A 25,644-nucleotide genomic window follows, 5' to 3' on the forward strand; every position below is an offset into this window, starting at 1 on the left:
CCACCCTAGCCACGCAGCCGCACCGCGGGACCGTGCAGGATGCGCAGTGGAACCCCCGCCGGGTGCGCAGTGGGCCACGTCACAGTACGCTGGGCCGCACACGGGGCCAACGGCGGTCCCGGGCGGCGAAAGGGTTGGCATGGACATCAGGGGAGCGGTGGCCCTCGTCACCGGTGGCGCGTCCGGGCTCGGGCTCGCTACCGCCCGCAGGCTGTTCGACGACGGCGCGTCCGTCGTGCTCGTCGACCTCCCGCAGTCCGCGGGCCAGGAGGCTGCCGTCGGGCTCGATCCCTCGGGTGAGCGTGCACGGTTCGTTGCCGCGGACGTCGCCGAGCCCGCCCAGGTCCAGGCCGCCGTCGAGGAAGCGGCGTCCCTCGGCCCGCTGCGGATCGTGGTGAACTGCGCCGGGATCGCGACGCCGGGCAAGGTCCTGGGGCGCGACGGCGTCCTCCCGCTCGAGCAGTTCACGCGCGTGATCACCGTCAACCTCGTGGGCACCTTCAACGTCATCCGCCTCGCGGCGGAGGCCATGGCACGCACGTCGCCGGTCACCGGCGTCGGCGGCTCGGACGAACGCGGCGTCATCATCAACACGGCATCCGTGGCGGCGTTCGACGGGCAGATCGGCCAGCCCGCGTACGCCGCGTCGAAGAGCGGAGTCGCGGCCATGACACTCCCCATCGCGCGCGAACTCGCGCGGTCCCTCATCCGCGTGGTCACCATCGCGCCCGGCATCTTCGAGACGCCGATGATGGCGGGCCTGCCGCAGGAGGCCCAGGATTCCCTGGGCGCCCAGGTGCCGCATCCGTCCCGGCTCGGGAAGCCCGTCGAGTACGCGGCGCTCGCCGCGCACATCGTCGAGAACCAGATGCTCAACGGCGAGACGATCCGCCTCGACGGCGCCATCCGCATGGCACCGAGATAAGCGCCTCCGATCCACTCAGGTCTCAGCTCGATCGAAAGGACGGCTCGATGGAGAGCCAACTGCCCACCGCCGACTTCCTCGGCTTCGAATCCCTCCTCGCGGACCACGAGCGCGAGAAGCTCCAGGACGTCCGGGACTTCCTCGCCAAGGAGGTCTCACCGCGCGCCGTCGAGTGGTGGAACCGCGCCGAGTTTCCGCACGAGATCCTGCCGAAGCTCGCCGGTCTCGGCCTCAGCACCCCCGTGCAGCAGGGCTACAGCCATCTGTTCAGCGGACTGGTGATCGCCGAGCTCACCCGTGCGGACACCTCGATCGCCACGTTCTTCATGGTCCACCACGACCTCTTCGTCGAAGCGCTGCACACCTTCGGCAGCCCGGACCAGAAGAACCGGCTGCTGCAGGACGCCATGGACCTGAAGATCACGGGGGCCTTCGCCCTGACCGAGCCCCTGCACGGGTCCGACGTCGCCGGCGGCATGGCGACCACGGCCACGCGCGACGGCGACACCTGGATCATCAACGGTGCGAAGCGGTGGATCGGCAACGGGACGTTCTGCGACTACATGCTCCTCTGGGCGCGGGACACGGAGACCGGGGGCGTGCGGGGCTTCATCCTCGACGCCACGCTGCCCGGCGTCACCCGCACGGCCATCGCCAACAAGACCGCCCTGCGCACCGTCCAGAACGCGGACATCACGCTGACGGACGTCCGCGTCCCCGAGGCCGACCGCTTCGCCGGCATCAAGACGTTCAACGACACCCGCCAGCTCCTGCTCGGTTCCCGCATCCTCGTCGGATGGCAGGCCGTGGGGCAACAGCTAACGGCGTTCGACGTCGCCCGTCAGTACGCCGTCGAGCGGCACCAGTTCGGACGGCCGATCGCCGGTTTCCAGCTCGTGCAGGATCAGCTTGTCACGATGATGGGCAATACGACGGCGAGCCTCGGCGTCATGGCGCGCATCGCCGCGTTGCAGGAGCAGGGCGAGTCCGACATGCCGCAGGCCGCGTTCGCCAAGTCCTTCACCACGGCCCGCATGCGCGAGACGGTGGCACTCGGGCGCGGGATCCTCGGCGGAAACGGGATCGTCACGGACTACGGCATGGCGAAGATCTTCGCCGATGCCGAGGCCGTGTACACCTACGAGGGCTCCTACGAGATCAACAGCCTCATCGTGGGCAGGGCGCTGACGGGTATCTCGGCCTTCGCCTGAGATGGGTGGGAGCAGCAGCGCCTACGATGGGCCGGTGACGTCCTCCAGCGAGCACCGGCCCGAAGGCCGCGGCGCGTGGGCAGCGCGGCTGCTCGGCGGCGGAGTCGAGCCCGATCCGCGCTTCACCCTCGCCAACGAGCGGACGTTCCTCGCCTGGATCCGGACGGCGCTGGCACTGCTCGCCGGCGGGATCGCCGTCGAGGCCTTCACCCCGGCCGCCTTCGATCCGGCCCTGCGGACCTTCCTCGCCGTCACCCTGCTGGTACTGGCCATGATCATGGCGCTCGCCGCCGGTCTCCGCTGGCTCCGGGTGGAACGGGCCATGCGCCGTCGCGCGCCCCTGCCCCTGCCCCTCCTGGTCCCGGTGCTGGCCGCCGGTGGGGCTCTCATCGCGGGCGCGGTGCTCGTCGTCGTCCTCGTCGCTCCGCAGGGCGGCGGGTGAGAGCGACGAGGCGGGCAGCGTCAGTGGCCGGCCCGCCCGCGACGCCAGGTCGGTGCACGGCGCCCGGCCTGCACGCCGACCCGGGGCTGCAGCCGGAGCGGACGACCCTCGCCTGGAACCGCACCCTGCTCGCGCTGGTGGTCTGCGGGGCGCTCTTCCTCCGATGGGTGCCGCGGCACGGCGCCTTCCCCCTGATCCTCTCGGCCCTGACCGCGATCCTCGCCCTCGTGATCGTGGCGGGCCAGGCGCGCCGGTACCGCCGCAGTGCCCGCGGAATCAGCAGCGGGCGGACCAGTGCGGATGTGGCGGCGGTCGCCGGGACGAGCGCCGCCGTCGTCCTGACAGCGGCGGCCGCGCTGCTCGTCGTCGTCGCCCTCCCGGTGCGCTGATCAGCCCTGCCCGACGGGTTCACATGGCGGACGCAGTGAGTCGCGCGCCACATTACTCGGTAGTATCCCAACAGCAATCCGTCGTATCCAGTGCCGCATACGCCTCGTTTTCCGTGACCTGAAAGCAGGCTGTCGTGACAGTGTCCCCCGAAGTGTCCCCCGCGCGTGCCGCTGATTCGTTCAGCGAGACCGCCGGCGACATCAGTTCCGACCTCCGCGCCGACGTGCGCCGTGTCAGCACGCTCCTCGGCGAATCGCTGGTGCGACAGCACGGCCAGGAGCTGCTCGACCTCGTGGAGCGGGTCCGCCTGCTCACCAAGCAGTCCAAGGAGTCGGGCACAGTCGACGACGCCGGCGAGCGGGCGGAGCTCGCGGGGCAGGTCCGCGAACTCCTCGCGGCACTGCCCATCGACCAGGCCACGGAGCTGGTGCGCGCTTTCGCGGCCTACTTCCACCTCGCCAACGCCGCCGAGCAGGTCCACCGCGTGCGGGGGCTCCGCACGCGCTCGGAGGACGACGGCTGGCTCGCACAGACGGTCTCCCGCATCGCGTCCGACGCCGGCCCCGAGGCGCTCGCCGCAGTGGTCCGGGAACTGGACGTACGGCCCGTGTTCACGGCGCACCCCACCGAGGCATCCCGCCGCTCGGTGCTGGACAAGCTGCGGCGCCTGTCCGACGTCCTCGCGGAGACGACGGCGGAGGGCTCGCAGCAGCGCCGGCGGCAGGACCGCCGGCTGGCCGAGGTGATCGACCTGATCTGGCAGACCGACGAGCTGCGGCAGGTGCGGCCCACGCCCATCGACGAGGCGCGCAACGCCATGTACTACCTCGGGGACATCCTCACGACCTCGATGCCGGAACTGCTCGAGGACCTCTCCGACCTCCTGGCGCAGCACGGCGTCACGCTGCCGGCCGCCGGGGCGCCGCTGAAATTCGGTTCGTGGATCGGCGGGGACCGCGACGGCAACCCGAACGTCACGGCCGCGGTGACCCGCGAGATCCTCCAGATCCAGAACCAGCAGGCCGTCCGGATCGCGATCCATTTCATCGACCGGCTCATCTCGTCGCTGTCCTCGTCGACCGCGATCGTCGGAGCGTCCGAGGAACTGACGGCCTCCATCGAGCGTGACCTCGCGAACCTGCCACGGCTCGACAAGCGCGTGCTCGAACTCAACGCGCAGGAGCCCTACCGGCTGAAACTGACGTGCGTGAAGGCGAAGCTGCTCAACACCGCGGCACGGGTGCAGCAGCAGACGGCGCACGAGCCGGGCCGGGACTACAACGACACCGCGCAGGTGCTCGCCGACCTGGAGCTTCTCGGCGAATCGCTGCGGCAGCACTCGGCGAGCCTCGCCGCCGACGGCGCGCTCGCGACGGCGTCACGCGTCATCTCCTCCTTCGGCCTGCACCTCGCCACCCTGGACATCCGCGAGCACGCCGACATGCACCACGACGTGGTCGCGCAGCTGACCGACCGCCTCGGCGAGCTGGACGTGCCCTACCTCGAGCTGGACCGCGAGGGCCGTCTCCGGACGCTGGCCCGCGAACTCGCCTCGCGCCGGCCGCTCGCGGCCGGTAACCCACCCCTCGACGACGGCGCCCGCCGCACCTTCGACGTCTTCCGCGAGATTGCCGCCGCCCTCCGTACCTACGGTCCCGACGTCGTCGAGACCTACATCGTCTCCATGACGCGCGGAGCGGACGACGTCCTCGCGCCCGTCGTGCTCGCACGCGAGGCCGGACTGGTCGACGTCGTCGGTGACGGGTCCGGCGGCCCCGAGTCCGGGGCGTTCGCGAAGATCGGGTTCGCGCCGCTCCTGGAGACCGTGGACGAGCTCCGCGTCTCCGCCGAGATCGTGGACACCCTGCTCTCCGACCCGACCTACCGGGAGGTGGTGCGCCTGCGCGGCGACCTGCAGGAGGTCATGCTGGGGTACTCCGATTCCAACAAGGAGTCCGGCGTGCTGACGAGCCTCTGGGAGATCCACAAGACCCAGCGTCGCCTGCGCGATGTCGCTGCGAAGCACGGCGTCCGGCTGCGCCTCTTCCACGGACGCGGTGGCTCGGTGGGCCGAGGCGGCGGGCCGACCTACGACGCCATCCTCGCGCAGCCCAACGGCGTCCTCGAGGGCGAGATCAAGTTCACCGAGCAGGGCGAGGTCATCAGCGACAAGTACTCGCTGCCGGCCCTGGCCCGCGAGAACCTCGAGCTCTCCCTCGCCGCCGTGATGCAGGGCTCGGCGCTGCACCGCACACCCCGGACCTCGGAGGACGAGCGCGGCCGCTGGGCGGAGGTCATGGAGACGGTGTCCGACGCCGCGTTCGCGCAGTACCGCTCGCTGATCGACCACGAGGACCTGCCCGCGTACTTCCTCGCCTCGACGCCTGTCGAGCAGCTGGGGTCGCTCAACATCGGCTCGCGTCCCTCGAAGCGACCAGATTCCGGGAGCGGCCTGGGCGGCCTCCGGGCGATTCCCTGGGTCTTCGGCTGGACCCAGTCACGGCAGATCGTTCCTGGCTGGTTCGGTGTGGGCTCCGGCTTGCGCGCAGCACGTGAGGCGGGCCACGAGGACCTGCTGTCCGAGATGCTGGAGCGCTGGCACTTCTTCCGCACCGTCGTCTCGAACGTCGAGATGACGCTCGCGAAGACCGACCTCGAGATCGCCGCGCACTACGTGGAGGCGCTGGTCCCCGAGGATCTGCAGCACCTCTTCGGCGTGATCCGCGAGGAGTACGAGCTCACCCTGGCCGAGATCCGTCACCTCACGGGCGAGACGGAGCTGCTCGACAACCAGCCCGTCCTCAAGCGGTCGCTCGCCGTCCGCGACCAGTACCTCGACCCGATCTCCTATCTGCAGGTGGAGCTCCTGCGCCGCGTGCGGGCCGAGGCCGACGGCGGCCGGCCCGACGGGCAACTCCAGCGAGCCATGCTCATCACCATCAACGGTGTGGCCGCAGGGATGCGCAACACCGGCTGATCCCGGGCCCGGAATAGGTGCCCCGGGGAGTCGGTTGCCGCCAGTGGACACCGACCCCCGGCTCCGGCCGGATGACCAGGAGGAGCACCATGAAGGCAGTCTTTTACGAGAAGTACGGCGATCCCGACGTCCTGCAGTACGGAGAGCAGCCGGACCCGAAGGTCGGCCCGGACGCGGTGCTCGTCGACGTCCGGGCCTCCTCGGTGAATCCGGTGGACTGGAAGATCACGGCCGGCTACCTGGACGCCGCGCTGCCCGCCTTCTTCCCCGTGATCCCGGGGTGGGACGTGGCCGGCGTCGTCACCCAGCCCGGCCCGTCCGTGACCGAGTTCGAAGCCGGTGACGAGGTGATCGGCTACGTCCGGACGGACACCGTGGCTTTCGGTACCTTCGCCGAGCAGGTCGCCGCACCCGTGCGGACGCTCGCGCGCAAGCCGAAGAACGTGTCCTGGGCCGCGGCCGCGACGATGCCGCTCGCAGGCCTCACCGCATTCCAGGCGCTGCGGGCCGTCGGTGCGGGCGAGGGCGAGACCGTCCTCGTGCACAACGGTGCCGGCGGGGTGGGGACCTACGCCATCCAGATCGCGAAGGCCTGGGGTGCGAGGGTGCTGGCCACGGCATCGGAGAAGAACCACGAGTTCCTGCGGTCGCTCGGCGCCGAGCCACTGACCTACGGCGAGGGCATCGCCGACCGCATCGCCGGGCTCGCACCCGACGGGCTGGACGCCGTCGTCGACTTCGTGGGTGGAGAGGACTGGGTGGCATCCCTCGAGCACCTGAAGTCCCCGGAGCGCGTCGCGTCCGTGGCCGACGCCGAGGTGAAGGACAGGGGCGGACGCTACATCTTCGTCAGGCCCGATTCCGCCGATCTCCTCGCCCTCACCGAGCTGGTCGAAGCCGGCAGCGTCACGCCGGTCCTCGCCGAGAGCATCCCGCTCGACCGCGCAGCGGACGCCTTCCGCGCCAGCATGGAAGGGCACATCCGCGGGAAGATCGCCGTGACCGTGGGTGATCAGCGGTAGGAGGACGGCCGGGGCGCCGTGTCTCCACGCGCGGTGCCCCGCCGGTGTCGGGTGAGGCCCTAGGAGCGGGCCTCCTCGTCGCCGAGCAGGTCGATCGGTTCGCGCTGTGCGTCCTCCTGCGCGCGGAGCCACCGGCGGTACGCGTGGTCCACCCGGTGCCGCCGTGACCCTGCGGTGATGAGCAGCAGGAAGACGGCGAGGGCCGCGACGAAGGCGACGCTCAGTGCGGCGGGCCGGCCGATGGAGCGCTCGACGGCGATCCACAGGAATCCCCACGAGGTGGCCACGGCCACGGACAGGCGTCCGCGATCAGTGGAACAGACGACGGCGGCCGTGATCAGGATGGCGATGATGCCGAGCATCGCCCAGGTGGTGCCCTCCCAGCCGAAGAGGTCCGCACCGGTGGCGGTGAAGAAGGCCGCGGCATTCGCTCCCGCAGCCAGCAGCACCCAGCCGAAATATAACCCGATCGGGGTGTCGACGAGGGCGCCCTCCAGCCGGGTCTCGTTCGGGTGGAGGTTCAGGGTCCGCACGGCGGAGAGCAGCGCGAAGAACAGCAGCATGATGACCACGAGACTGAGAGTGAGCCCGCCTGCCTGGGCACTGAGAATCCAGGCGAGGTTCAGGAGCATCGACGCCGCCACCGTCCAGCCGAGGCGCCGTTGCCTCGGAGTGCGTCGCTGCGACGGCAGCCACTGGAACGCCGTGTAGGCCACGAGACCCGCGTAGATCACGCTCCAGATCGAGAACGCGGAGGAGGACGGCGCCAGGAGGGTCGCGTCCGGGGCGAAGAGCCCACCCGCGGCGTCGCGGATCGAGGGACCGCCGAACGCCCCGACACCCGCTGCGGAGCCGAGGATGCACGCGATGGCACAGACGGTGACGACGCTCTGGCGCACGATGTCGGGGTTCCACGACCTGACGTGGCTGAGGGTGGCGCTGCTGCCCCTGCCGACGGCCCGTCCGGCGACGCCTGCGGCCGTTCGTGCCTTCTCCGCGGCCAGCGTGGCCCTCTCCGCGGCGGCGCGCCGGCGCGGTGCCGTCCCGACGTCGGTCGCGGTGGTTCTGGTATCGCCGGTGGAAGGGCGCTCGCTGGAGGCCCGCCCGAGGGACGGGCGCCCGATAAAGGTGCCCGCACCAGGTGCGTCCGAGGATCGAGCCGCCGGCTTCGAAGGGTTCCCGGCTCCTCCGGTGCGTTCCGCACCCGGACCCCGCGATTCCTCGTCCGCGCGGACCACGCTGCGTGGCTGCGCGGCCTTCAGCCGTTCGAGGACGCTTGAGGTGTCGGAGGGCGGCTCCGCCGGGGCCTTCTCCTGTGCGATCGACGGCTCCCTGACCGGTCGGTCAGGGAGCCGGGGTCCCGGGTTCTTCGGGGTGCTCATGCGGATGTCTGGCCTTCCGGTGTTTCTTCAGGGCGAGGATTGCCGCCGTGATGGCTCCCACCAGCGTACCGACCGCCATTCCGAGGAGGGCGCTGACCCCTGCGGGCAGGCCGGTCGAGGCCCCGGCCACGTAACCGAGTCCCACGAGCCAGGCCGTCCAGAGCGCGCCGCCGCCGGCTGCAGCGAGCATGAACGGGCGCAGCGGCAACTCCGCGATCCCGGCGACCGCGACACTGGCCGTGCGTCCCCCGGGAAGGAATCGGACGGCCACCACTGCGGCATAGGTGGGAGAGCTGCCGGCTTTGTCGATGGCGCTGCGCAGCCCGCGGTGGATCGACCGCCCCCACCGGAAGCGGTCGAGGAAGTGCGTCAGTTTGCGGCGGAACAGCAGGAACAGGGCGACGTCGCCCACCCAGCTGCCCGCGAGTGCGGTGAGGACCGCGAAGGGGAGCAGGAGGGGATCGTCCGAGGACATGGTTCCCGAACCGATGACCAGCAGTTCCGAGGGCACGAGGGGGATCGCCACGTCGACGACGATCACGGCGAACATGACGAGGAGGTAGAGCGGTGCTGGGATGTCCGTACCGGGCAGGTCCACCCTGCAAATCTACCGCCCGTGCCGCGCTCGGTGACGTGGAGTGCGCTCGCAGCGCAGGCTCAGGCGAATGCGGCGAGTGTGAGGGCCGATTCGTAGCGCCGCTCCGTGCCGTCCACCGGGTCGGTGAAACCGATGCTGTGGGCCAGCAGCTGGAGGGGACGTGTGTAGTCGTCCGGTGCCTGAGGATGCAGGACGGGGTAGAAGGGATCGTTGAGGATCCCGAGACCGAGGGATGCCATGTGCAGGCGGAGCTGATGGGTCTTGCCGGTGTGCGGCTGCAACCGGTACAGCCCGCGGTCGTCGCGCTGGTCCAGGAGGCTGACGGTGGTGTGCGTGTTGTCGGGTCCCTCCACCTCCTGCGCGAGGAGATAGGTACGGGACTTCACGATCCGGCTGCGGACGTCCATCGGCGCACTGTCAAGGCCGAGCTCCGGGCGCACGGGCGCCACGGCCCGGTACTCCTTGCTGATGCGCCGGTTCTCGAACAGCAGCTGGTAGGCGCCCCGTGTCCCGGGGTCGACGGCGAACATCAGGATGCCTGCGGTCATCCTGTCGAGGCGGTGCATGGGGATGAGGTCCGGCAGGTCGAGGTCCACCCGCAGCCGGACGAGCGCCGATTCCGCCACGTACATGCCGCCCGGCGTGGTCGGCAGGAAGTGCGGCTTGTCGACGACGAGCAGGCGCTCGTCCTGGTGCAGGATCGACAGTTCGACAGGGAGCCGCTCCTCGACGGGCAGCTCACGGTAGTACCAGACGAACGTGTGCTCACCGAGTGGGGTGTCCCGCGTCAGCACCTCCCCGCCGAGTGCCACCACTTCGCCGCGGTCGAAGCGCTCGCCGATACCGTCCGGATTCACGTGGTCGAACCGGTCCAGGATGTAGTCGAGGGCGGTGTCCCAGGGTCCGTCCTCGGGTAGCCGCAGGCGCGTCGCATTGACGCCGTTGCGCACCGGGAGGGGGGATCTCATCGCCATTAGTCCGTCATCCGCCCGTCATCGTCCATCCCGTCAGGGTAGTGCCGCTCCGGCGGGCGCTTCCACCCGGGGCTGGCAGTGCGGGCAGTAGTACAGCTCCCGGAGTTCGGTCTCCCGGTCGCCGAGTTGTTCGAGGGCGACCGGCGTGCCGCAGCGCAGGCAGCCCCGCCGCGACCGCCCGTAGACCCAAAGCGTGTTGCCGCGCAGTTGGCCGGTGGTGGCCCGGGTGGTGCGGGTCTTGTTGGCTTCGAGGAGCTTCTTCGACAGTTCGATCATCCGGGGGAGGTCGGGTACCTGGCCCACGGGCGTGAGGGGGTGCACCCCGGCGAGGAAGCACAGCTCGCACCGGTAGACGTTACCGATCCCGGCGAGGTTCCGCTGGTCGAGCAGGGCGAGGCCGATCGGGCGGTCCGGTTGCTCGCGCAGCCGGCGCAACGCCTCGTCGGGGTCCCACCCGGGACCGAGGAGATCCGGTCCGAGGTAGCCGACCGCCTCGTCCTCCTCGGCGCGTGCGATGACCCGCAGGAACCCGAGTTCGAACCCGACGACGACGGCGTCGGCCGTCTCGAGGATGCACCGCGCCTTGAACGCGGGACGCCGCCACTTCTCGCCCGGCGCGTACACGTGCCAGAGGCCTTCCATCTTGAGGTGGGAGTGGATGTCCCACCCGTCCTCGCCTCCACCCCGGATGAGGAGGTGCTTCCCACGGGCCACGGCCTCCTGCACGGTGTCGCCGGTGAAGTCGACGGTCGCGAAGCGCGGAACCCGGATGTCGCAGCGCGTCAGCACCTTCCCCGCGAGGGCGCGGTGCAGTTCGCGGGCGGCACGCCAGACGGTGTCGCCCTCAGGCACGGATCCTCAAACCCTTCGGCGTCGTGTAAAAGCCGGCGTCGGCGAGGGCGCGGCCGATGTCCGTGTCGAGAATCTCGCCGCCGTTCACCTTTTCGAGCGCCATCTTGTCCGCGGCGCCGCGACGGATGATCAGCACGAGCGCCAGCGCAGCGGCCCGGAGGATCCCGGAGTCCTCGGTGAATGTCAGGAGAGTCTTGCCGCCCCGCTCCACGTAGAGGGCCAGGGCGCCGTCCACGAGCACGACGAGCGCTCCCGCCTTCCGTCCGGCGCGGTGCCCGCCGTCGGCCTGGGGCCAGCTGAGGGCCGCGCCGTACGGGTTGGCGGGGTCCGTGGCGGCGAGGGCGACGGCGTTGAGGGGAGCAGCCTCGCCGCCGAGGACGTCCTGTGCCGTGGGCAGCTGGTTGTCCGCGCTGAAGGACCGCAACCGGTCCACCGTCGCGGGCACGGCGAACTGGGCGGCCCCGAGGTGCTCGATGAAGTAGCCGCGCCTGCACCGGCCCATCTCCTCGAGCCGTGCCAGCACCTTGTACATGAGGCCGAAGCCGCCCGGAATGCCCTCGTTGCCGACGGCGCCGCGCGTGACCACGCCGTAGCGGTCCAGCAGGAGCTCGGCGGTGGCGTGCGCGTGGAGCGTGGTCTCGGCCTCGACGGCGGGCAGCATGTTCCAGCGTCCTGCGGCCAGGGGAGGCGTGGGCCGCTGGTAGCCGCCCGCCCCGCCGTCGTCGGACGTCGCGCTGAGGCGCATCGATGCCCCGGTCAGGGACTTACCGGGCGCGCGGCCGAGCCGGCCCGCCCGGGAGGTGCGTGCCCGGGCGGGCACGGGGCGCTGCTTGTGGGCGGTCTTGCCGTTGGCCAGCAGCGAGCGGACGGGGGTGAAGGTGTCGTTGCTGATCCGGCCCGCCCAGACGAGATCCCAGAGCGCGGTGACGACGGCGGTGTCCGTGGTGGCCTCCTGCACGTCGAGCAGGTTCGTCAGTTGGCGGAGGAAGAAACCGCCACCCCCGGCGAGCAGGTCCAGGAGTGCGGTGTGGAGCGTGGTCGGTTCGAACGCCGGGTCGGGCCGCAGGGTGAGGGGCGCGTTCTCGGCGAGGTGGAGGGCGATCCAGCCGTCGTTCCCGGCGAGTGACCCGGCTCCCGACCACAGCACCTCGCCGGTCGCGGTGAGTTCGTCGAGCATGGCCGGCGTGTAGTTCGCCACGCGCTGCGAGAGGATCAGGGGTTCCCAGGCCGAGGCGGGGATCGGGACCCCGGACAGCTGGTCGATCACCGTGACCACGCCGTCGAGCCCGCGCAGCCCGGACCCGATGTGCTGCCACACCGGGAGGAAACGCCCGTAGGCTGTCGGGTCGACGGGCTCGACCTCCTGCCGGAGGGCAGCGAGGGACCGCCGCCGGAGGCGCCGCAGCACCTCCACGTCGCACCATTCGCTCGAGGCGGGTGCGTGGAGGGTGATGGTCCCGGGGGCGGCTCCGGAGTCCGCGGAGATGTCGAGGACGGGCACGGATTCCGCGGGGCGGAACTCGCCCTCGACCACGCGCCCGGCTCCGGCCAGCCGCTGCAGCGAACCGGTGACGACGGCGACGCCGAGGCCGAGGTGGGACGCCGCCTCGGCTGCGGTGAAGGGGCCATGGGTGCGGGCGTAGCGGCCCACGAGGTCGCCGAGCGGATCGGCGACCGGCTCGATGAACGCGAGCGGGATGCCCATCGGAAGGGGGACACCGATGGCATCACGGAGTCTGGCGGCGTCCTCGACGGCGGAGATCCGCTCGATGCCGGCGATGTTCACCGTGAGAGCCCGGTTCGCCTTCACCAGGACGGCGACGTGCTGCCGGACCAGGTCCGCCGAGGCGACCCCCGGGCTCGGGCGTTCCTCGGTGGTCTCCGAGCCGGAGCCGGTGCCGGTGTCGGGGCGGGTGTCGGAGCCGGCGGCGGTGTCCGCGACATCTGAGGGCGCGTCGAGCCGTTCCGCGATCTCGCCGATCGTGAGGGGCCCGAGGATGCGCAGGAGATCCGCCACGCCCTCGAGTCCGCGGGCGCGCCGGTCCGCCTTGAGCCGCTGCAGTTCCAGTTCCGTCTCGGCGATGACCCGCGCGTCCAGCAGCTCGCGCAGTTCGGCCCGGCCCAGCAGCTCGTTGAGCAGCGTCGGGTCCAGTGAGAGCGCTGCGGCTCGTCGCTCGGCCAGCGGCGAATCTCCCTCGTAGAGGAAGGAGGCCACGTAGCCGAACAGCATGGATCGCGCGAACGGCGAGGGCTGCTGCGTGGTGACCTCGACGATCCGCAGTTCGCGCCGCTCCAGTGACGCGGCAAGATCCTTCAGCGCCGGGAGGTCGTAGACGTCCTGGAGGCACTCGCGCACCGTCTCGAGCACGATCGGGAACGTCGGGTACTTCTTCGCGACGTCGAGCAGTTGGGCGGAGCGCTGACGCTGCTGCCACAGCGGCGTGCGCTTGCTCGGGTTCTGTCGCGGCAGCAGCAGGGCACGCGCCGCACACTCGCGGAAGCGCGAGGCGAAGAGCGCCGAACCGCCCACCTCCGCCGTGACGATCGCGTCGAGCTCCTCGGCGTCGAAGAGGAACAGGTCCGCGCCGGGGGGTTCGTCGTCCATGAGCGGCACCCGCAGCACGATCCCGTCGTCGGACGCCATCGCCGAGCCGTCCATGCCGTAGCGCTGCTCGAGCCGCGCGCCGACCGCGAGCGCCCACGGTGCGTGGACCGGCATGCCGAAGGGGCTGTGGAGCACCACGCGCCAGTCGCCGAGTTCGTCGTGGAAGCGTTCGACGACGAGCGTGCGGTCGTTCGGGACCACCTCGGTGGCCTCGCGCTGCTCCGTCAGATACGTGATGAGGTTCCCCGCGGCCCAGGCGTCGAGCCCGATCCTCTCGCACCGCTCCTGGGCCTTCTCCGGCGTGGCGCCCGACATCTCACGGTGGAAGGCACCCAGCGCGCGTCCGAGTTCCACGGGTCTGCCGAGGGAATCGCCCTTCCAGAACGGAAGCTTCCCCGGCTGGCCGAATGCCGGGGAGACCAGTACGCGGTCGTGGGTGATCTCCTCGATGCGCCAGCTCGTGGCGCCGAGCGCGAAGACATCGCCCACGCGCGATTCGTAGACCATCTCCTCGTCCAGTTCCCCGACGCGGCGTCCACCCGCCCGCGGGCCCTCGCCCTCGGACCCGACGAGGAAGACGCCGAACAGGCCGCGATCGGGGATGGTGCCGCCGGAGGTGACGGCGAGGCGCTGTGCTCCGGGCTTGCCGGTGATGGTGCCCTCGACGCGGTCCCAGATGATGCGCGGCCGGAGCTCGGCGAATTCGTCGGAGGGATACCGGCCGGCCAGGAGGTCGAGCGTCGCATCGAAGGCCGAACGCGGCAGGGTCGCGAAGGGGGCCGACGTGCGGACCACGTCGAACCACTCCTCGACGTCGATGGTGCCGAGCGCCGCTGCCGCGACGGTCTGCTGGGCCAGGATGTCGAGCGGGTTCGTGGGGATGTAGAGGGGCTCGATCTGCCCGGCGAGCATCCGCTCCACCGTGACGGTGGTGTTGACGAGGTCCCCGCGGTGCTTGGGGAACAGGACGCCCTGCGAGACCTCGCCCACCTGGTGCCCCGCGCGGCCCACCCGCTGCAGTCCGCTTGCCACCGAATGGGGCGACTCGACCTGCACCACGAGGTCCACGGCGCCCATGTCGATCCCGAGCTCGAGCGAGCTCGTGGCGACCACGCAGCGCAACCGGCCGGACTTGAGGTCGTCCTCGATGAGCGCGCGCTGGTCCTTGGACACCGATCCGTGGTGGGCGCGGGCCAGCAGGGGTTCGGCGCCGGTACTCTGGCCGGCCTGCGCCATCATCTGTGCGGGCGTCGCGGTGGTGTGGGCGTAGGGCTGCGACGAGGAAGAGGCCGCCGTCGGTTCCAGGGCGCCCGGGTCACCGCCCGCGGCCCACACCGCATCCCGCTCGCGGCGTTCGGCGTGGATCTCGTTGAGGCGCGCGGTCAGTCGTTCGGCGAGCCGCCGGGAATTGGCGAACACGATCGTCGACCGGTTCTGGCCGATGAGGTCGACGATCTTCTCCTCGACATGCGGCCAGATACTCGCCTGCGGGACGGCGTCGCCGTCGTCGTCCGCGTTGGCTGCGGCTCCGCCGAGCTCCGTCATGTCCTCCACGGGCACGGTGACGGTGAGATCCCACTGCTTCTTCGAGGGAGGGGCGACGATCTCGACGGGTGCGTTGCCGGAGAGGAAACGGGCCACCGTCTCCTTCGGCTCCACCGTGGCGGACAGGCCGATGCGCTGCACCGGGGAGTCGAGCAGGGCGTCCAGCCGGGCGAGGGAGACCGCGAGGTGGGCGCCGCGCTTGGTCCCGGCGACGGCGTGCACCTCGTCGATGATGACGGTGTCCACCTCCAGGAGCGTCTCCCTGGCCTTGGAGGTGAGCATCAGGAACAGTGACTCGGGGGTGGTGATGAGGATGTCCGGCGGGCGTGTGAGCATGGCGCGCCGCTCTGCCTGCGGGGTGTCCCCGGACCGCACGCCCACCGTGATGCTCGGCGCCGGCAGACCCAGCCGTTTCGCGGTCTGCGTGATCCCGATCAGCGGTGCACGGAGGTTCCGCTCGACGTCGACGCCGAGGGCCTTCAGCGGCGAGATGTAGAGGACGCGGGTGCTGCGCTTCGGCTTCCTCGGTGCCTTGCGGCCCTTCTCGGGTACCCCTGGTGGTGGGGCGTCGTCGTCCCCGCTGCCCTCGCCGGAGGCGATGAGGCGGTCCAGGGCCCAGAGGAACGCGGCGAGGGTCTTGCCGGAGCCGGTGGGTGCGACGACCAGCGCGTTCGACCCGGCGGAGATGGCCGACCAGGCGCCTTCCTGTGCAGGAGTGGGCTCGGAGAAGGCCCCTGCGAACCACTCATGGGTCGCGGGGGTGAACCTCGTCAGCACCGGCGTCGTCACCGTCTCATCATGCCCCAGGGCACCGACACTCGGCTCCGTCGCGGACCGCGACCGGATGGGTGCTCCGCCGCACCGGCGGCCTGCCGCGGAACGGGGGCGGCGCGACGTAGGTTGCGGGAAGGGCCGCACCGTGTGGCCGGCGAGGAGCGACGCATGACGGCCGGAACCGGGACTGGGCGGCGGCCGGGACGCGCAGGGTACGCCTCGAACAACTGGCTGCCGATCGCGGCCCTCGGAGTGCTGCTCCTGGGCGGCGCCGTCGCCGCGGTAGCCACCGGCGACGACACGGGCCGCCTTGCTGCCTACGTCGTGGTGGGCACGCTCGCCCTCGTTCTCGTGACGGTCCCGTGGCTCCTCCGGCATCCGCCGGCCCTCCACGCCTCCACGGGCACCTATCTGGTGCTCGCCGTCGCCGTCGAACTGGGGGCCCTGCTCGGTGGCGCCGTCGAGGCCTTCCGCGGGCTCGGCGCGTGGGCCGTGCTGGGACTGGGACTCGCGGTCTACGGATACCTCGAACGCGCACGCGTCGTGGTGACGGCCGGCGTGGTCGCGGTCCTCCTGGGTATCGCCGCCATCGCCGCGGACCGTCCCTGGCTCACGCTGTTCCTCGCGTCGGCCACCGCCGCGATGATCCTGCTCGCCGCCCGGCGGCTCAAGAGACTCGCCGACCGACGGGACGGCGCAGAGCAGGCTGCTCCCTAGGAAGCCGGCTGCAGCGTCCCGACGGACATGAGGACGATCGAGGCCGCCGAACACGCGGGGATGTCCTGTGGCAGGATCAGCGAATCGGTCGCACCGGGCGGGTAGACGCGCAATCCTGCGGCAGGGGTCAGACCGCACTCGGCCCCGTAGTTCTGGGCGTTGGTCTGACGCAGGGTCGTGGTCGCCGAGGCACCCGGTGCGAGGGTCACGCTGCCCGCCGTGGCCTCCGCCCGGTCCGCCGGAGCGCCGAGCTGGTTGCCGGCCGCATCGACGAAGGACACCCCGGGGTAACCCGCCATGGTGCACGCCTGGCTGGAGGCGTTCGTCAGGACGAGCGTCCGGTACACACTGCCGGCAGCGCCCCCGCCCAGCTGGTCCTCGATGGAACCGGTCAGCTCTGCCGCGGTACAGATGCCCCCACCGGCGGCGGGGACGGTAACGGCCGGCGCCGGCGAGGGCTCGCCCGACGGCGCCACCGGCTCAGCGGGTTCGGCGGATTCAGAAGGTTCAGGGGTGTCGGCCGCCGTCGGACCCGCCGTGGGCTCCGCGCTCGGGAATGCCGAGGGGCCCCCGCCCGGGACCGCGCTCGCAGCGGAGGACGGTGCAACGGCCGACGCGCTCCCGGTGGACGGCGAGACGGTTCCGGCGTCCTCGGACCCCGACGTGGTGCAGCCGCTCACCGCGACCAGTGTTCCGGCGGCCATGACGGCCGCGATCCAACGCTTGCTCCCCAGCAGACTAGTCATTTCCACACCTTACGTCCGGCGCGGACGGTGTCCAGCCACGCGGGCGGAGCGTGGTGCGATTGTTACCGGCGCCGGGTCACTCGTGATGGTACGAGCGCCCGCCCGCGATCTCCTGTGCCCGGTAGACCTGCTCCGCGAGGATGAGCCGGACCAGCTGGTGCGGGAAGACGAGCGGGGACAGCGACCAGATGAAGTCGGCCCGCTGGTGCACCGGCCGGTCGACGCCGTAGGCGCCGCCGATGATGACGGTGACCCCTCGCGAGGATTCCAGCGGGGTAAGCAGCGTGCGGGACACCGTGGGGGAATCGATGGCCTTGCCGCGCTCGTCGAGCAGGATCACGAAATCGGTGCCCAGCCTGCCGAGCAGCCGCTCGGACTCCTCCTTGCGGGCGGCGTCGTTCTCCCGCGCCGAATGGGCGATCAGCTGCCAGGAGAGGTCGAAGGGCTTCTTCAGCCGCTTCGCGTACCGGTCGATGCCCTCGGACACCCAGCTCTCGTGCTTGCGGCCCACTGCGAGCACCCGTATTGCCATGAGCTCAGGCTATCGCGGGCCGCCGCGGACCTCCGGGATCTGAACGAGCGGTGAACGCTGGCCGCTGAGCCGAGCGCGCCCGGCCGCACCGGACGGCGGCGCCCGGGGCCGGGCGTAGGGTGGGGAGCCGATGAAAGGAGCACCCCATGAAGAAGATCCTCATGGTTCTGACCAGCGTTTCCGAGATCGGCGACACGGGGGAGAAGACCGGCTACAACGTGGCCGAGGCCGCCCACCCCTGGAAGGTCTTCAAGGATTCCGGACACTTCGTCGACTTCGCGTCGATCCAGGGCGGGCAGCCGCCGCGCGACGAGGTGGACACCGCGGATCCCGTGCAGGTCGCCTTCACGGAGGGCGAGACCACGCGCGCCGGGCTCTACAACACGGCCCGCGTCGACGTCGTCGATCCCGCCCAGTACGACGCCGTCTACCTCGTGGGCGGGCACGGCACCATGTGGGACTTCCCGGACAGCGAGGGCCTGCAGAAGCTCGTGGCGGGGGTCTACGACGCGGGCGGACTGGTCGGCGCCGTCTGCCACGGGCCCGCCGGGCTGGTGAACGTGGAACTGGGCAACGGGTTCAGGCTGGTCGAGGGCCGCACGGTGGCCGCATTCACCAATGACGAGGAGGTCGCGGCCGGAAAGGACGAGGTCATCCCCTTCTTCCTGGCGGACCGGCTCCGGGAGCAGGGCGCGACGCACGTCTTCGCGGACGTCTTCGAGGAGAAGGTCGTGGTCGACGACCGGCTCGTGACGGGTCAGAACCCGGCGTCGGCAGCGGGCGTGGCCAAGGAGATGGAGAAGCTGTTCGCGGTGGTCATCCAGCAGGAGAAGGCCGAGGAGCAGCACGAGACGGAGGCCCTGCGCGCCGAGAAGGACGCCGTCAAGGCTGCCGCGGTGGGCGACGAGGACTGACATCGGCGCCTCCTCCCCGGGTGTGCCAGCGGGCGTCCGCGGGCGGCGCGGCGAGCGCCGTCGGACGTGCCTCTTCCGGTGGCGTGGATCCGGGCTGTAGCGTGACGGCGTGATAGTCCCCGACACGTCCCAGACCGCCGCGGCCGTCGCGGATCACTACGACGAGCTCGATCCGATCTACCGCCGGGTGTGGGGTGAGCACGTGCACCACGGATTCTGGGTCACGGGGCGCGAAACGCCCGCGCAGGCCGTGGAAGCACTCAGCGACACTGTCGCGGACCGGTTGCGGCTCGCGCCCGATGAGGTGTGCGTCGACATCGGCTGCGGCTATGGCTCCACCGCCCGGCAGCTGGCGGCATCACGTGGTGTCCGGGTCACCGGGTTCACTCTCTCGGCCGAACAGGCCGGGTATGCGGCGTCCCGTCCCGTCGACGGCGTCGACATACGCCTGGGGGACTGGCTCGCCAACGGGCTCACCGATGCCTCTGCCGATGCCGCCTGGGCCATCGAGTCGAGCGAGCACATGGCGGATAAACCCGGGTTCTTCGAGGAGGCCCATCGCGTGCTGACACCCGGTGGCCGCTTCGTCATCTGTGCATGGCTCGCCGAGACCGGCGCCACCGGGTGGAAGGTCCGCCATCTGCTCGAGCCGATCTGCAGGGAGGGCCGCCTGCCCTCGATGGGCACGCGCGAGGAGTACGAGGCGATGGCCGTGGCCGCCGGTTTCACGGTGGTCGGCTACGAGGACGTCAGCCGCGACGTCGCGCGCACCTGGACGATCTGCCTCCGTCGGTTCCTGAAGGTCCTGCTCGTCGACCGCGGGACCCGCCGCCTCGCCGTCCGCGGACGCGATCGCATCTTCATGCTGAGCCTGCCGCGCCTGATCCTGGCCTACCGCACCGGGGCCATGCGCTACGGGATCTTCACCCTGTCGAAGGGGACCGGGGATACCGCGCCGTAGGTCCCGAAGCCTGGAGGGACTCGTCGGGGGGTCCGCGGCGTCCGCTCCGCGGACCCCCGACGAGGGGGTGCCGGTCCGGCCGTACCGGAGGAGGGCAGCGGGCACGTAGTGCCCCATCGCGAACACCACGTTCCAGTTACTCCGGCAGGAGCGTCGCGCCTCGGCCGATCATCATCCGGTGGGTGCACCCACCCGGCCGGCCGATGAGTTCCTGGTGCGTGCCACGTCTACCGTGTACGTATAGGCAATTGGCCGGAGCAATGGAGGAACCTGATGTCACGGGAATTGGTGTGGACGGGATTCATGTCGCTGGATGGTGTGGTCGATTCCCCGGGCGGTGTGGAAGAGGGGCACCGTGGGGGCGGATGGGTCCTCAGCACCGAGTTCCTGCCCGAGGCCTTCGCCCTCAAGGGTGAGGAGTTGGAGGAGACCACAGCGCTCATGTTCGGGCGCCGCAGCTACGAGGCCTTTGCCCCGATCTGGGTCGGCTCCGAAGACCATGCGGCCTACAAGGACCTGCCCAAGTACGTGGTTTCCACCAGCCTCGACGAGCACGCGCTCGTCGACGGGTGGGGCCCGACGGAAGTGCTGCGATCCCTCGACGAGGTGGCCGCACTCAAGCAGGGCGAGGGCGGCGCAATATTCGTCCATGGAAGTGCCGGGCTCGCGCGGGCTCTCGCCGACGCCGGTCTCATCGACCGGTACAACCTCCTCGTGTTTCCCGTCCTGCTGGGCGCCGGTAAACGACTCTTCAGCACTGAGGACAGGAGCCGGCAGCAGCTGCGCCTGCGCGAGTCCGAGACCTATCCGAATGGCGTCGTGAAGGCCGTCTACGAGGTGATCCGATGATGTGGGCGCAGGAGCGCTGCTGAGCGGCAGGCGACACGAAAGACCCCGGCTCCCTCTGCTGTCAGGGGAGACGGGGCCTTTCATTTGGCGGTGACGGTGGGATTTGAACCCACGTTGGCTTTTACACCAAACAACATTTCGAGTGTTGCACCTTCGGCCGCTCGGACACGTCACCAACGCCGCTACTTTACCGGGTGCAGCGCCCGAGTCCCAAAACGGGAGGCCAGGGGAAGGCTATGGCAGCTCGACGACGTCGTTCTTGCCCGAGCTCGGCTTGGTGCCGGTCACGAGGCCCTTCACCATCTTCACGGCCGAGACGACGCGCGGGGCGTCCATGGACCAGTACTCGGCCGTGTCCGCATCCACGTGGATGAGGGCGACGGCGGGGTCTTCCCGGCCGTTCTCGAACCATGCGGAGACCGAGGGGCCCCACAGCTCGTCGATCTTCGCCTGGTCCTTGGTCAGCGTCGCCGTGCCGGCCACCGAGACGTACCCCTTGCCGGTGCTCGCCGAGACGTTCACCTGCGGGTTCGCGCGGATCTCGTCGGCCTTGGGAGAGGGGTCCTCCGTGAAGAACCAGAGATCGCCGTCGAAGTCCTTCGCCTGCAGTGCGAGCGGCCTGCTCACGAGCTGACCGTCGAGGCTCACCGTGGTGAGGATCGCGATATCGGCCTTGCCGAGAATGTCCTGTACTTCCTTTAAACCGTCCTGCTGGTCTGCCACGTCTACTCCTTCGAGAGGGTTACTCCGGATTTCATCAGCCTACGCAGTATTCGCCTCCCGGGTCCGCTGCGTGACGAAGAACTCCTTCAGTAGCCGCGCGCAGTCCTCCTCGCGTACTCCGGAGAACACCTCGGTCCAGTGGTTCAGTCGCCGTTCCCGCAGGACGTCGAACACTGAGCCCGACGCGCCCGCCTTCTCGTCCCACGCGCCGAACACCACGCGGGGGATGCGCGCGAGGACGGACGCGCCGGCGCACATGGCGCACGGCTCGAGCGTGACCACGAGCGTGCACCCCTCGAGGCGCCACGCACCGGTGGTCGCGGCGGCGGCGCGGATCGCCTGCACCTCGGCGTGCGCCGTCGGGTCCCCGAGCTCCTCGCGCTGGTTCCAGCCGACACCGAGTACGGTGCCATCCGGGCCGACGACGACGGCACCGATCGGCACGTCCGCGGCGGCCTGTGCCCGCCGGGCCGCCTCGAGCGCCAGCCCCATCCAGGCCCGATGCTCGGCAGGTCCGGCGGGCTCGGGCGGAGGGGAGGAGGGCATGCGTCCAATGGTACTTTTGACCCATGCGCGTACTGGTAGTCGACCACCCCCTGGTAGCCCACAAACTCACGGTTCTCCGGGACAAGGAGACGTCGTCGCCGGTGTTCCGCCTCCTCACCGAGGAGCTCGTCACCCTCCTCGCCTACGAGGCGACGCGCGACGTGCGCGTCGAGACGGTCTCCATCGAGACCCCCGTCACGAAGACGGAGGGGACCGGCCTCGTCAAGCCCACACCGCTCGTGGTCCCTATCCTCCGCGCAGGCCTCGGCATGCTCGAGGGCATGACGCGCCTCGTCCCGACCGCCGAGGTCGGTTTCCTAGGCATGGCCCGGAACGAGGAGACCCTCGAGGCCATCACCTATGCGGAGCGGCTGCCGGACGACCTCACGGGCCGCCAGGTTTTCGTGCTCGATCCGATGCTGGCCACCGGCGGCACCCTCCGGGAAGCCATCAAGTTCCTCTTCGCCCGCGGCGCCGCGGACATCACCTGCATCTGCCTGCTCGCTGCCCCCGAGGGCCTCGCGACCCTGCAGGAGGAACTGGATGGCCGGAACGTCACGATCGTCCTCGCGTCGATCGACGAGAAGCTCAACGAGAAGTCCTACATCGTCCCGGGACTGGGCGATGCCGGAGACCGCCTGTACGGAGTGGTCGGCTAGCTGCAGGCTCCGCTGCCGGACGGTGCCGCGGTCGGGCCCGACCGGCGCCCCGCCGACGTCGTGCCGCCGAAGTGTGGGCGTTCACGGCTTGCGTCGCCTGCAGCCGCATGATCTGCGGCCCCGGGGGCGCTGTTATGGGCACCCGGCCCGGCAGGACCGCTGCCCACATGCTGGACATCAGCCCATTGTTACTTGCGCGTAGGCGATTGTTACATGCAATAATTCGTCACGTGAACACCCACTCACTCGCATCTGCAGCCGCAGTTCCCTTCCCGGACTCCATGTCCCGGACGGACCTCCGCTGTTATCGAATGCACGCGTAACGGTCAGACCCAGACCTCTCTCACGCACTTCAAGCCCAACGGCGGGCATCACTCTTCATCCCGACCGGGCACATCCCGCATTCGAGCCGCGATGACGGCACACTTCACGAGGTTGCTTCCATGTCAGTGAATCCAGGCTATGTCCACATCTCCCTCCGCTCCCCGCAGGGTCGTCAGGCGCGGCAGCAGTTCGCGCCGTCCTTCACCGGCCAGGCGCCCGGCGCGCACCGGCTGCAGGCGGTGCCCGGCAGCGATGCACACCCGATGAGCGCACCTCTTCCGGTCGTCACGCCGAACGGCGTCCCGGGCCCGCAGGCCGTGACGGGTGACACGACGGCACGCGGCTTCGTGCTCTACGTGGCGCTCGACGAGGCCACGGCAGCAGAGGCCGGCACCACGTTCTCGAAGCTCGCCCAGGATGTCCGCGCCTACGTGCGCACCCTCGTGCCGACGGCCGAGAGCCATGCGGCCGTGGCGCTGGCACCGGCCGACGCCCCGGGATCGGACATCGACGTGGTGCGTGCAGCACTCGGTGACCCGACGGTCGCCCGCCGTCCGCGCCCCGAGGCGGTCCCTGCCGCAGCGCAGGCCCAGCCCGCACGTCCCACCGGCGTGCTGATCGATCTATCACGCCGCGAGGTCCACCTCGACGGCGAGACACTGAATCTGACGTTCAAGGAGTTCGAGCTCCTCAACTACCTCGTGGAGAACGCCACGCGCACGGTGGGTCGCGAGGAACTTCTCAGCGGTTTGTGGCGCAATGCCGACGAGGTGCCCAACGAGCGGACCATCGACGTGCACATCCGGCGTCTGCGCTCCAAGCTCGGGCGACTGGCCAATACGGTCCGCACGGTCCGGGGTCAGGGCTACCGTTTCTACGACCACCCCGAGGTCGTCGTGTGGGCGGCGCCGGAGTACTCGATCTAGCCCACCGCCGCTTTCCGGGAGGCCATAGACTGCGTCAATGGCCTCCCACCACCAGAAGAAGCTCATGCTCCTGCGCCATGCGAAGGCCGAGTTCCAGGAGGGCGTGCCGGACCACGAGCGATCCCTGAGCTCTCGCGGCCACGCCGATGCCCCGTTGATCGGGCGGTGGATGGTCGAGCACGACTCCGTCCCGGACTCGATCCTCGTCTCGTCCGCCCTCCGCACGCGCCAGACCTGCACCTGGGTGTGCAAGGAGCTCGGGGACAAGGCGCCCACACCCAAGCTCGAGGACGAGCTGTACGCGGCCCGCCCGTCCGAGATGCTCGCGCTCATCAACCACGTGTCACCGACCGTCACCAGCCTCCTCGTGATCGCCCACAACCCGGGCGTCCAGGAGCTGGCCATGCGCCTGGCCTCCGTGCGGTCCGACGAACGCGCTGTGATGGACCTCGCCACCGACTACCCGTCCGCGGGCCTCACCGTCATGACGTTCGACGGCGAGTGGGCCGAGCTGGACGGGCGCGATGCCGAGGTCACGGACTTCGTCGTGCGGCGCGCCTCCAGCCTGCGCTAGCGGCCGGCCGCTACATCCCGTACTTCTCGAGCAGCCGGAGCCACACCTCGCTCACGGTCGGGTAGGCGGGGACGGCGTGCCACAGGCGGTCCAGCGGCACCTCACCCACGATGGCGATCGTCGCCGAGTGCAGCATCTCCGAGACCTCCGGGCCGGCGAAGGTGACGCCGACCAGGACCTTGCGGTCCTCGTCCACCACGATCTGCGCCCAGCCCGTGTAGTCGTCGCCGTGCAGCGAGGATCCGGCGACGGCGATCGGCAAGGAGGTCTCCGAGACATTGACGCCGTCCTTGCGGGCCTGCTCCAGCGTGCGGCCGACCATCGCGATCTCCGGGTCGGTGAAGACCACCTGCGGAACGGCGACCTCGTCCGCCGTCGCGGTGTAGGGGCTCCAGTCCTCGGCGGTGTCACCAAGGGTGCCGTTCGCGCGGGCGCCGATGGCGTCCGCGGTCATGCGTGCCTCGTACTTCCCCTGGTGCGTGAGCTGCACCCTGCCCCCCGCGTCGCCGACGGCGTAGAGCCAGCCCCCGGCGTCGGGCACGAGGCCCGTGGCGTCACTGCGGATCTTCTTCGCGTCGATCCCGAGCTCCTCGAGGCCGAGACCGGTGGTGTGGGGGTGGCGGCCGGTGGAGACGAGGAGGCGCTCGGCCGTCACGGTCGCGGCGTCGCCGACGTCGAGCACGAACGCGCCGCCCTCCTTCCGCACCGCGTTCGTCGCCGTGTCGGTGAGGACGGTGATGCCTTCGTCACGGAGGGCTGCGAGCACAAGGTCGGTGGCTTCCCGGGGGTAATTCCCGAGGATCCCGCTGCGCGCGATCACGGTGACCTCGGCGCCGAGGCGCGCGTAGGCCTGGGCGAGTTCGACGCCGGCCACACCGCCGCCGAGCACCGCCAGGCTTGCCGGCACGTCGGTGGAAGACGTCGCGTCGCGCGTGGTCCAGTAATCGAGATCGGCGAGGCCGTCGATGGGTGGGATGGTCGGCGTCGAACCGGTTGCGAGGACCACGGCCTGGTTGGCCCGGTAGGTGATCTTCGATCCGTCCTTGCGGTCGACGGTCACCTCGCGTTCTCCGGAGACAACGGCCCAGCCGCGTTCGAGCCTGATGCCTGCCGACTCGACCCATTCCTCCTGCGACGAATCGTCCCAGTTCGAGGTGAACGACGTCCGGCGGGCCAGGACCTGTTGCGGATCGATGGCACCGGTGACGGCTTCGCGGGCGCCCGCGACGGCACGGGCGGCATTCAGGACGGTGCCGGGCCGGAGGAGCGCCTTCGACGGCATGCACGCCCAGTAGGAACACTCGCCGCCCACCAGATCGGACTCCACCAGGACCGCGGAGAGTCCCTTCTGCACGACGCGCCCGGCGACGTTCTCGCCGACGGCGCCGGCCCCGATGACAATGACGTCCGTAGTCTGTGTTTCGCTCATAGGCAGAGCCTTCCACCGTGCAGCCGGGTGGGCAACCTCACGCAAAA

Annotated in this window: 23 protein-coding genes and 1 tRNA gene; 13 read left to right on the forward strand and 11 right to left on the reverse strand. The window is 70.4% G+C overall.

The window, feature by feature from the left end:
- The first annotated feature begins 139 nt into the window (after positions 1–139).
- From FJV46_RS09680 to FJV46_RS09705, 6 genes are all read left to right on the forward strand, one after another.
- The gene (locus tag FJV46_RS09680; protein ID WP_087027858.1) at positions 140–925 is read left to right on the forward strand and encodes a 3-hydroxyacyl-CoA dehydrogenase; all 786 of its coding nucleotides are present in this window, start codon (positions 140–142) and stop codon (positions 923–925) included.
- 47 nt (positions 926–972) lie between these two features.
- Positions 973–2,136: an acyl-CoA dehydrogenase family protein gene (locus FJV46_RS09685; protein WP_087027860.1), complete on the forward strand. Its 1,164-nt coding sequence runs from the start codon at positions 973–975 to the stop codon at positions 2,134–2,136.
- 1 nt (position 2,137) lies between these two features.
- A complete protein-coding gene (locus FJV46_RS09690) occupies positions 2,138–2,578 on the forward strand; it encodes a YidH family protein (RefSeq protein WP_087027862.1) in 441 nt (146 codons plus the stop codon).
- Between the two features lie 23 nt (positions 2,579–2,601).
- Positions 2,602–2,967 carry a DUF202 domain-containing protein gene (locus tag FJV46_RS09695; protein ID WP_232008566.1) on the forward strand — a complete coding sequence of 122 codons (366 nt, stop codon included), beginning with the start codon at positions 2,602–2,604 and terminating at the stop codon, positions 2,965–2,967.
- A 152-nt stretch (positions 2,968–3,119) separates the two neighbouring features.
- Complete coding sequence (gene ppc, locus FJV46_RS09700) at positions 3,120–5,945, forward strand: phosphoenolpyruvate carboxylase (RefSeq protein WP_087027864.1); 2,826 nt, start codon at positions 3,120–3,122, stop codon at positions 5,943–5,945.
- Between the two features lie 89 nt (positions 5,946–6,034).
- On the forward strand, positions 6,035–6,967 hold the full coding sequence (locus FJV46_RS09705; RefSeq protein ID WP_087027866.1) for an NADP-dependent oxidoreductase: 933 nt from the start codon (positions 6,035–6,037) through the stop codon (positions 6,965–6,967).
- A 59-nt stretch (positions 6,968–7,026) separates the two neighbouring features.
- Here the strand turns inward: FJV46_RS09705 and FJV46_RS09710 are convergent, their stop codons facing one another.
- Genes FJV46_RS09710 through FJV46_RS09730 form a run of 5 tightly spaced genes read right to left on the reverse strand, consistent with a single transcriptional unit; the run spans position 7,027 to position 15,712 of the window.
- Complete coding sequence (locus FJV46_RS09710) at positions 7,027–8,349, reverse strand: TspO/MBR family protein (protein ID WP_087027868.1); 1,323 nt, start codon at positions 8,347–8,349, stop codon at positions 7,027–7,029.
- Entirely contained in the window at positions 8,312–8,947 is a 636-nt protein-coding gene (locus FJV46_RS09715; protein ID WP_232008567.1) for a DedA family protein, read from the reverse strand. The genes FJV46_RS09710 and FJV46_RS09715 overlap by 38 nt, the downstream gene beginning before the upstream one ends.
- A 59-nt stretch (positions 8,948–9,006) precedes the next feature.
- Complete coding sequence (locus FJV46_RS09720; RefSeq protein WP_087028066.1) at positions 9,007–9,915, reverse strand: RluA family pseudouridine synthase; 909 nt, start codon at positions 9,913–9,915, stop codon at positions 9,007–9,009.
- 39 nt (positions 9,916–9,954) lie between these two features.
- Positions 9,955–10,773, reverse strand: coding sequence for an Fpg/Nei family DNA glycosylase (locus tag FJV46_RS09725; RefSeq protein WP_087027870.1), 819 nt, complete (start codon positions 10,771–10,773; stop codon positions 9,955–9,957).
- On the reverse strand, positions 10,766–15,712 hold the full coding sequence (locus FJV46_RS09730; protein WP_170212730.1) for an Lhr family helicase: 4,947 nt from the start codon (positions 15,710–15,712) through the stop codon (positions 10,766–10,768). Before FJV46_RS09730 ends, FJV46_RS09725 begins: the two co-directional genes overlap by 8 nt.
- Before the next feature lie 153 nt (positions 15,713–15,865).
- On the opposite strand from FJV46_RS09730, the gene FJV46_RS09735 reads away from it, so the two are divergent.
- Positions 15,866–16,414, forward strand: coding sequence for a hypothetical protein (locus FJV46_RS09735; protein ID WP_170212731.1), 549 nt, complete (start codon positions 15,866–15,868; stop codon positions 16,412–16,414).
- On the opposite strand, the gene FJV46_RS15705 is transcribed toward FJV46_RS09735, so the two are convergent.
- Complete coding sequence (locus FJV46_RS15705) at positions 16,411–17,160, reverse strand: DUF4232 domain-containing protein (protein WP_087027875.1); 750 nt, start codon at positions 17,158–17,160, stop codon at positions 16,411–16,413. The two genes, FJV46_RS09735 and FJV46_RS15705, sit on opposite strands and share 4 nt — an antisense overlap.
- A 76-nt stretch (positions 17,161–17,236) precedes the next feature.
- Positions 17,237–17,692, reverse strand: a complete 456-nt coding sequence (locus FJV46_RS09745) for a 23S rRNA (pseudouridine(1915)-N(3))-methyltransferase RlmH (protein ID WP_179195204.1) — start codon at positions 17,690–17,692, stop codon at positions 17,237–17,239.
- A 146-nt stretch (positions 17,693–17,838) separates the two neighbouring features.
- Here FJV46_RS09745 and FJV46_RS09750 point away from each other — a divergent pair, with 146 nt between their 5' ends.
- The 3 genes from FJV46_RS09750 to FJV46_RS09760 all read left to right on the forward strand — a co-directional run bounded on the left by FJV46_RS09750 (position 17,839) and on the right by FJV46_RS09760 (position 20,416).
- A complete protein-coding gene (locus FJV46_RS09750; RefSeq protein WP_087027878.1) occupies positions 17,839–18,606 on the forward strand; it encodes a type 1 glutamine amidotransferase domain-containing protein in 768 nt (255 codons plus the stop codon).
- Positions 18,607–18,715: 109 nt separating this feature from the next.
- Positions 18,716–19,567, forward strand: a complete 852-nt coding sequence (locus FJV46_RS09755; RefSeq protein WP_087027880.1) for a class I SAM-dependent methyltransferase — start codon at positions 18,716–18,718, stop codon at positions 19,565–19,567.
- A 273-nt stretch (positions 19,568–19,840) separates the two neighbouring features.
- Positions 19,841–20,416, forward strand: coding sequence for a dihydrofolate reductase family protein (locus tag FJV46_RS09760; RefSeq protein ID WP_087027882.1), 576 nt, complete (start codon positions 19,841–19,843; stop codon positions 20,414–20,416).
- An 85-nt stretch (positions 20,417–20,501) separates the two neighbouring features.
- Here FJV46_RS09760 and FJV46_RS09765 read toward each other — a convergent pair.
- The 3 genes from FJV46_RS09765 to tadA form a co-directional block, all read right to left on the reverse strand.
- Positions 20,502–20,591: transfer RNA gene (locus tag FJV46_RS09765), tRNA-Ser, on the reverse strand.
- A gap of 59 nt (positions 20,592–20,650) precedes the next feature.
- A complete protein-coding gene (locus FJV46_RS09770) occupies positions 20,651–21,139 on the reverse strand; it encodes a pyridoxamine 5'-phosphate oxidase family protein (RefSeq protein ID WP_087027884.1) in 489 nt (162 codons plus the stop codon).
- 39 nt (positions 21,140–21,178) lie between these two features.
- Complete coding sequence (tadA, locus tag FJV46_RS09775) at positions 21,179–21,685, reverse strand: tRNA adenosine(34) deaminase TadA (protein WP_232008568.1); 507 nt, start codon at positions 21,683–21,685, stop codon at positions 21,179–21,181.
- Positions 21,686–21,708: 23 nt separating this feature from the next.
- Between tadA and upp the strand changes: the two genes are divergently transcribed.
- The 3 genes from upp (at position 21,709) to FJV46_RS09790 (ending at position 24,168) form a co-directional block, all read left to right on the forward strand.
- Positions 21,709–22,344 carry a uracil phosphoribosyltransferase gene (gene upp, locus FJV46_RS09780; protein WP_087027888.1) on the forward strand — a complete coding sequence of 212 codons (636 nt, stop codon included), beginning with the start codon at positions 21,709–21,711 and terminating at the stop codon, positions 22,342–22,344.
- Positions 22,345–22,787: 443 nt separating this feature from the next.
- Complete coding sequence (locus FJV46_RS09785; protein ID WP_087027890.1) at positions 22,788–23,594, forward strand: winged helix-turn-helix domain-containing protein; 807 nt, start codon at positions 22,788–22,790, stop codon at positions 23,592–23,594.
- Between the two features lie 37 nt (positions 23,595–23,631).
- Positions 23,632–24,168: a SixA phosphatase family protein gene (locus FJV46_RS09790; protein ID WP_087027892.1), complete on the forward strand. Its 537-nt coding sequence runs from the start codon at positions 23,632–23,634 to the stop codon at positions 24,166–24,168.
- A 10-nt stretch (positions 24,169–24,178) separates the two neighbouring features.
- On the opposite strand, the gene FJV46_RS09795 is transcribed toward FJV46_RS09790, so the two are convergent.
- The gene (locus FJV46_RS09795) at positions 24,179–25,597 is read right to left on the reverse strand and encodes a dihydrolipoyl dehydrogenase family protein (RefSeq protein WP_087027894.1); all 1,419 of its coding nucleotides are present in this window, start codon (positions 25,595–25,597) and stop codon (positions 24,179–24,181) included.
- Positions 25,598–25,644: the final 47 nt, after the last annotated feature.

Source organism: Arthrobacter agilis (assembly GCF_006494655.1).
Lineage (GTDB): Bacteria > Actinomycetota > Actinomycetes > Actinomycetales > Micrococcaceae > Arthrobacter_D > Arthrobacter_D agilis.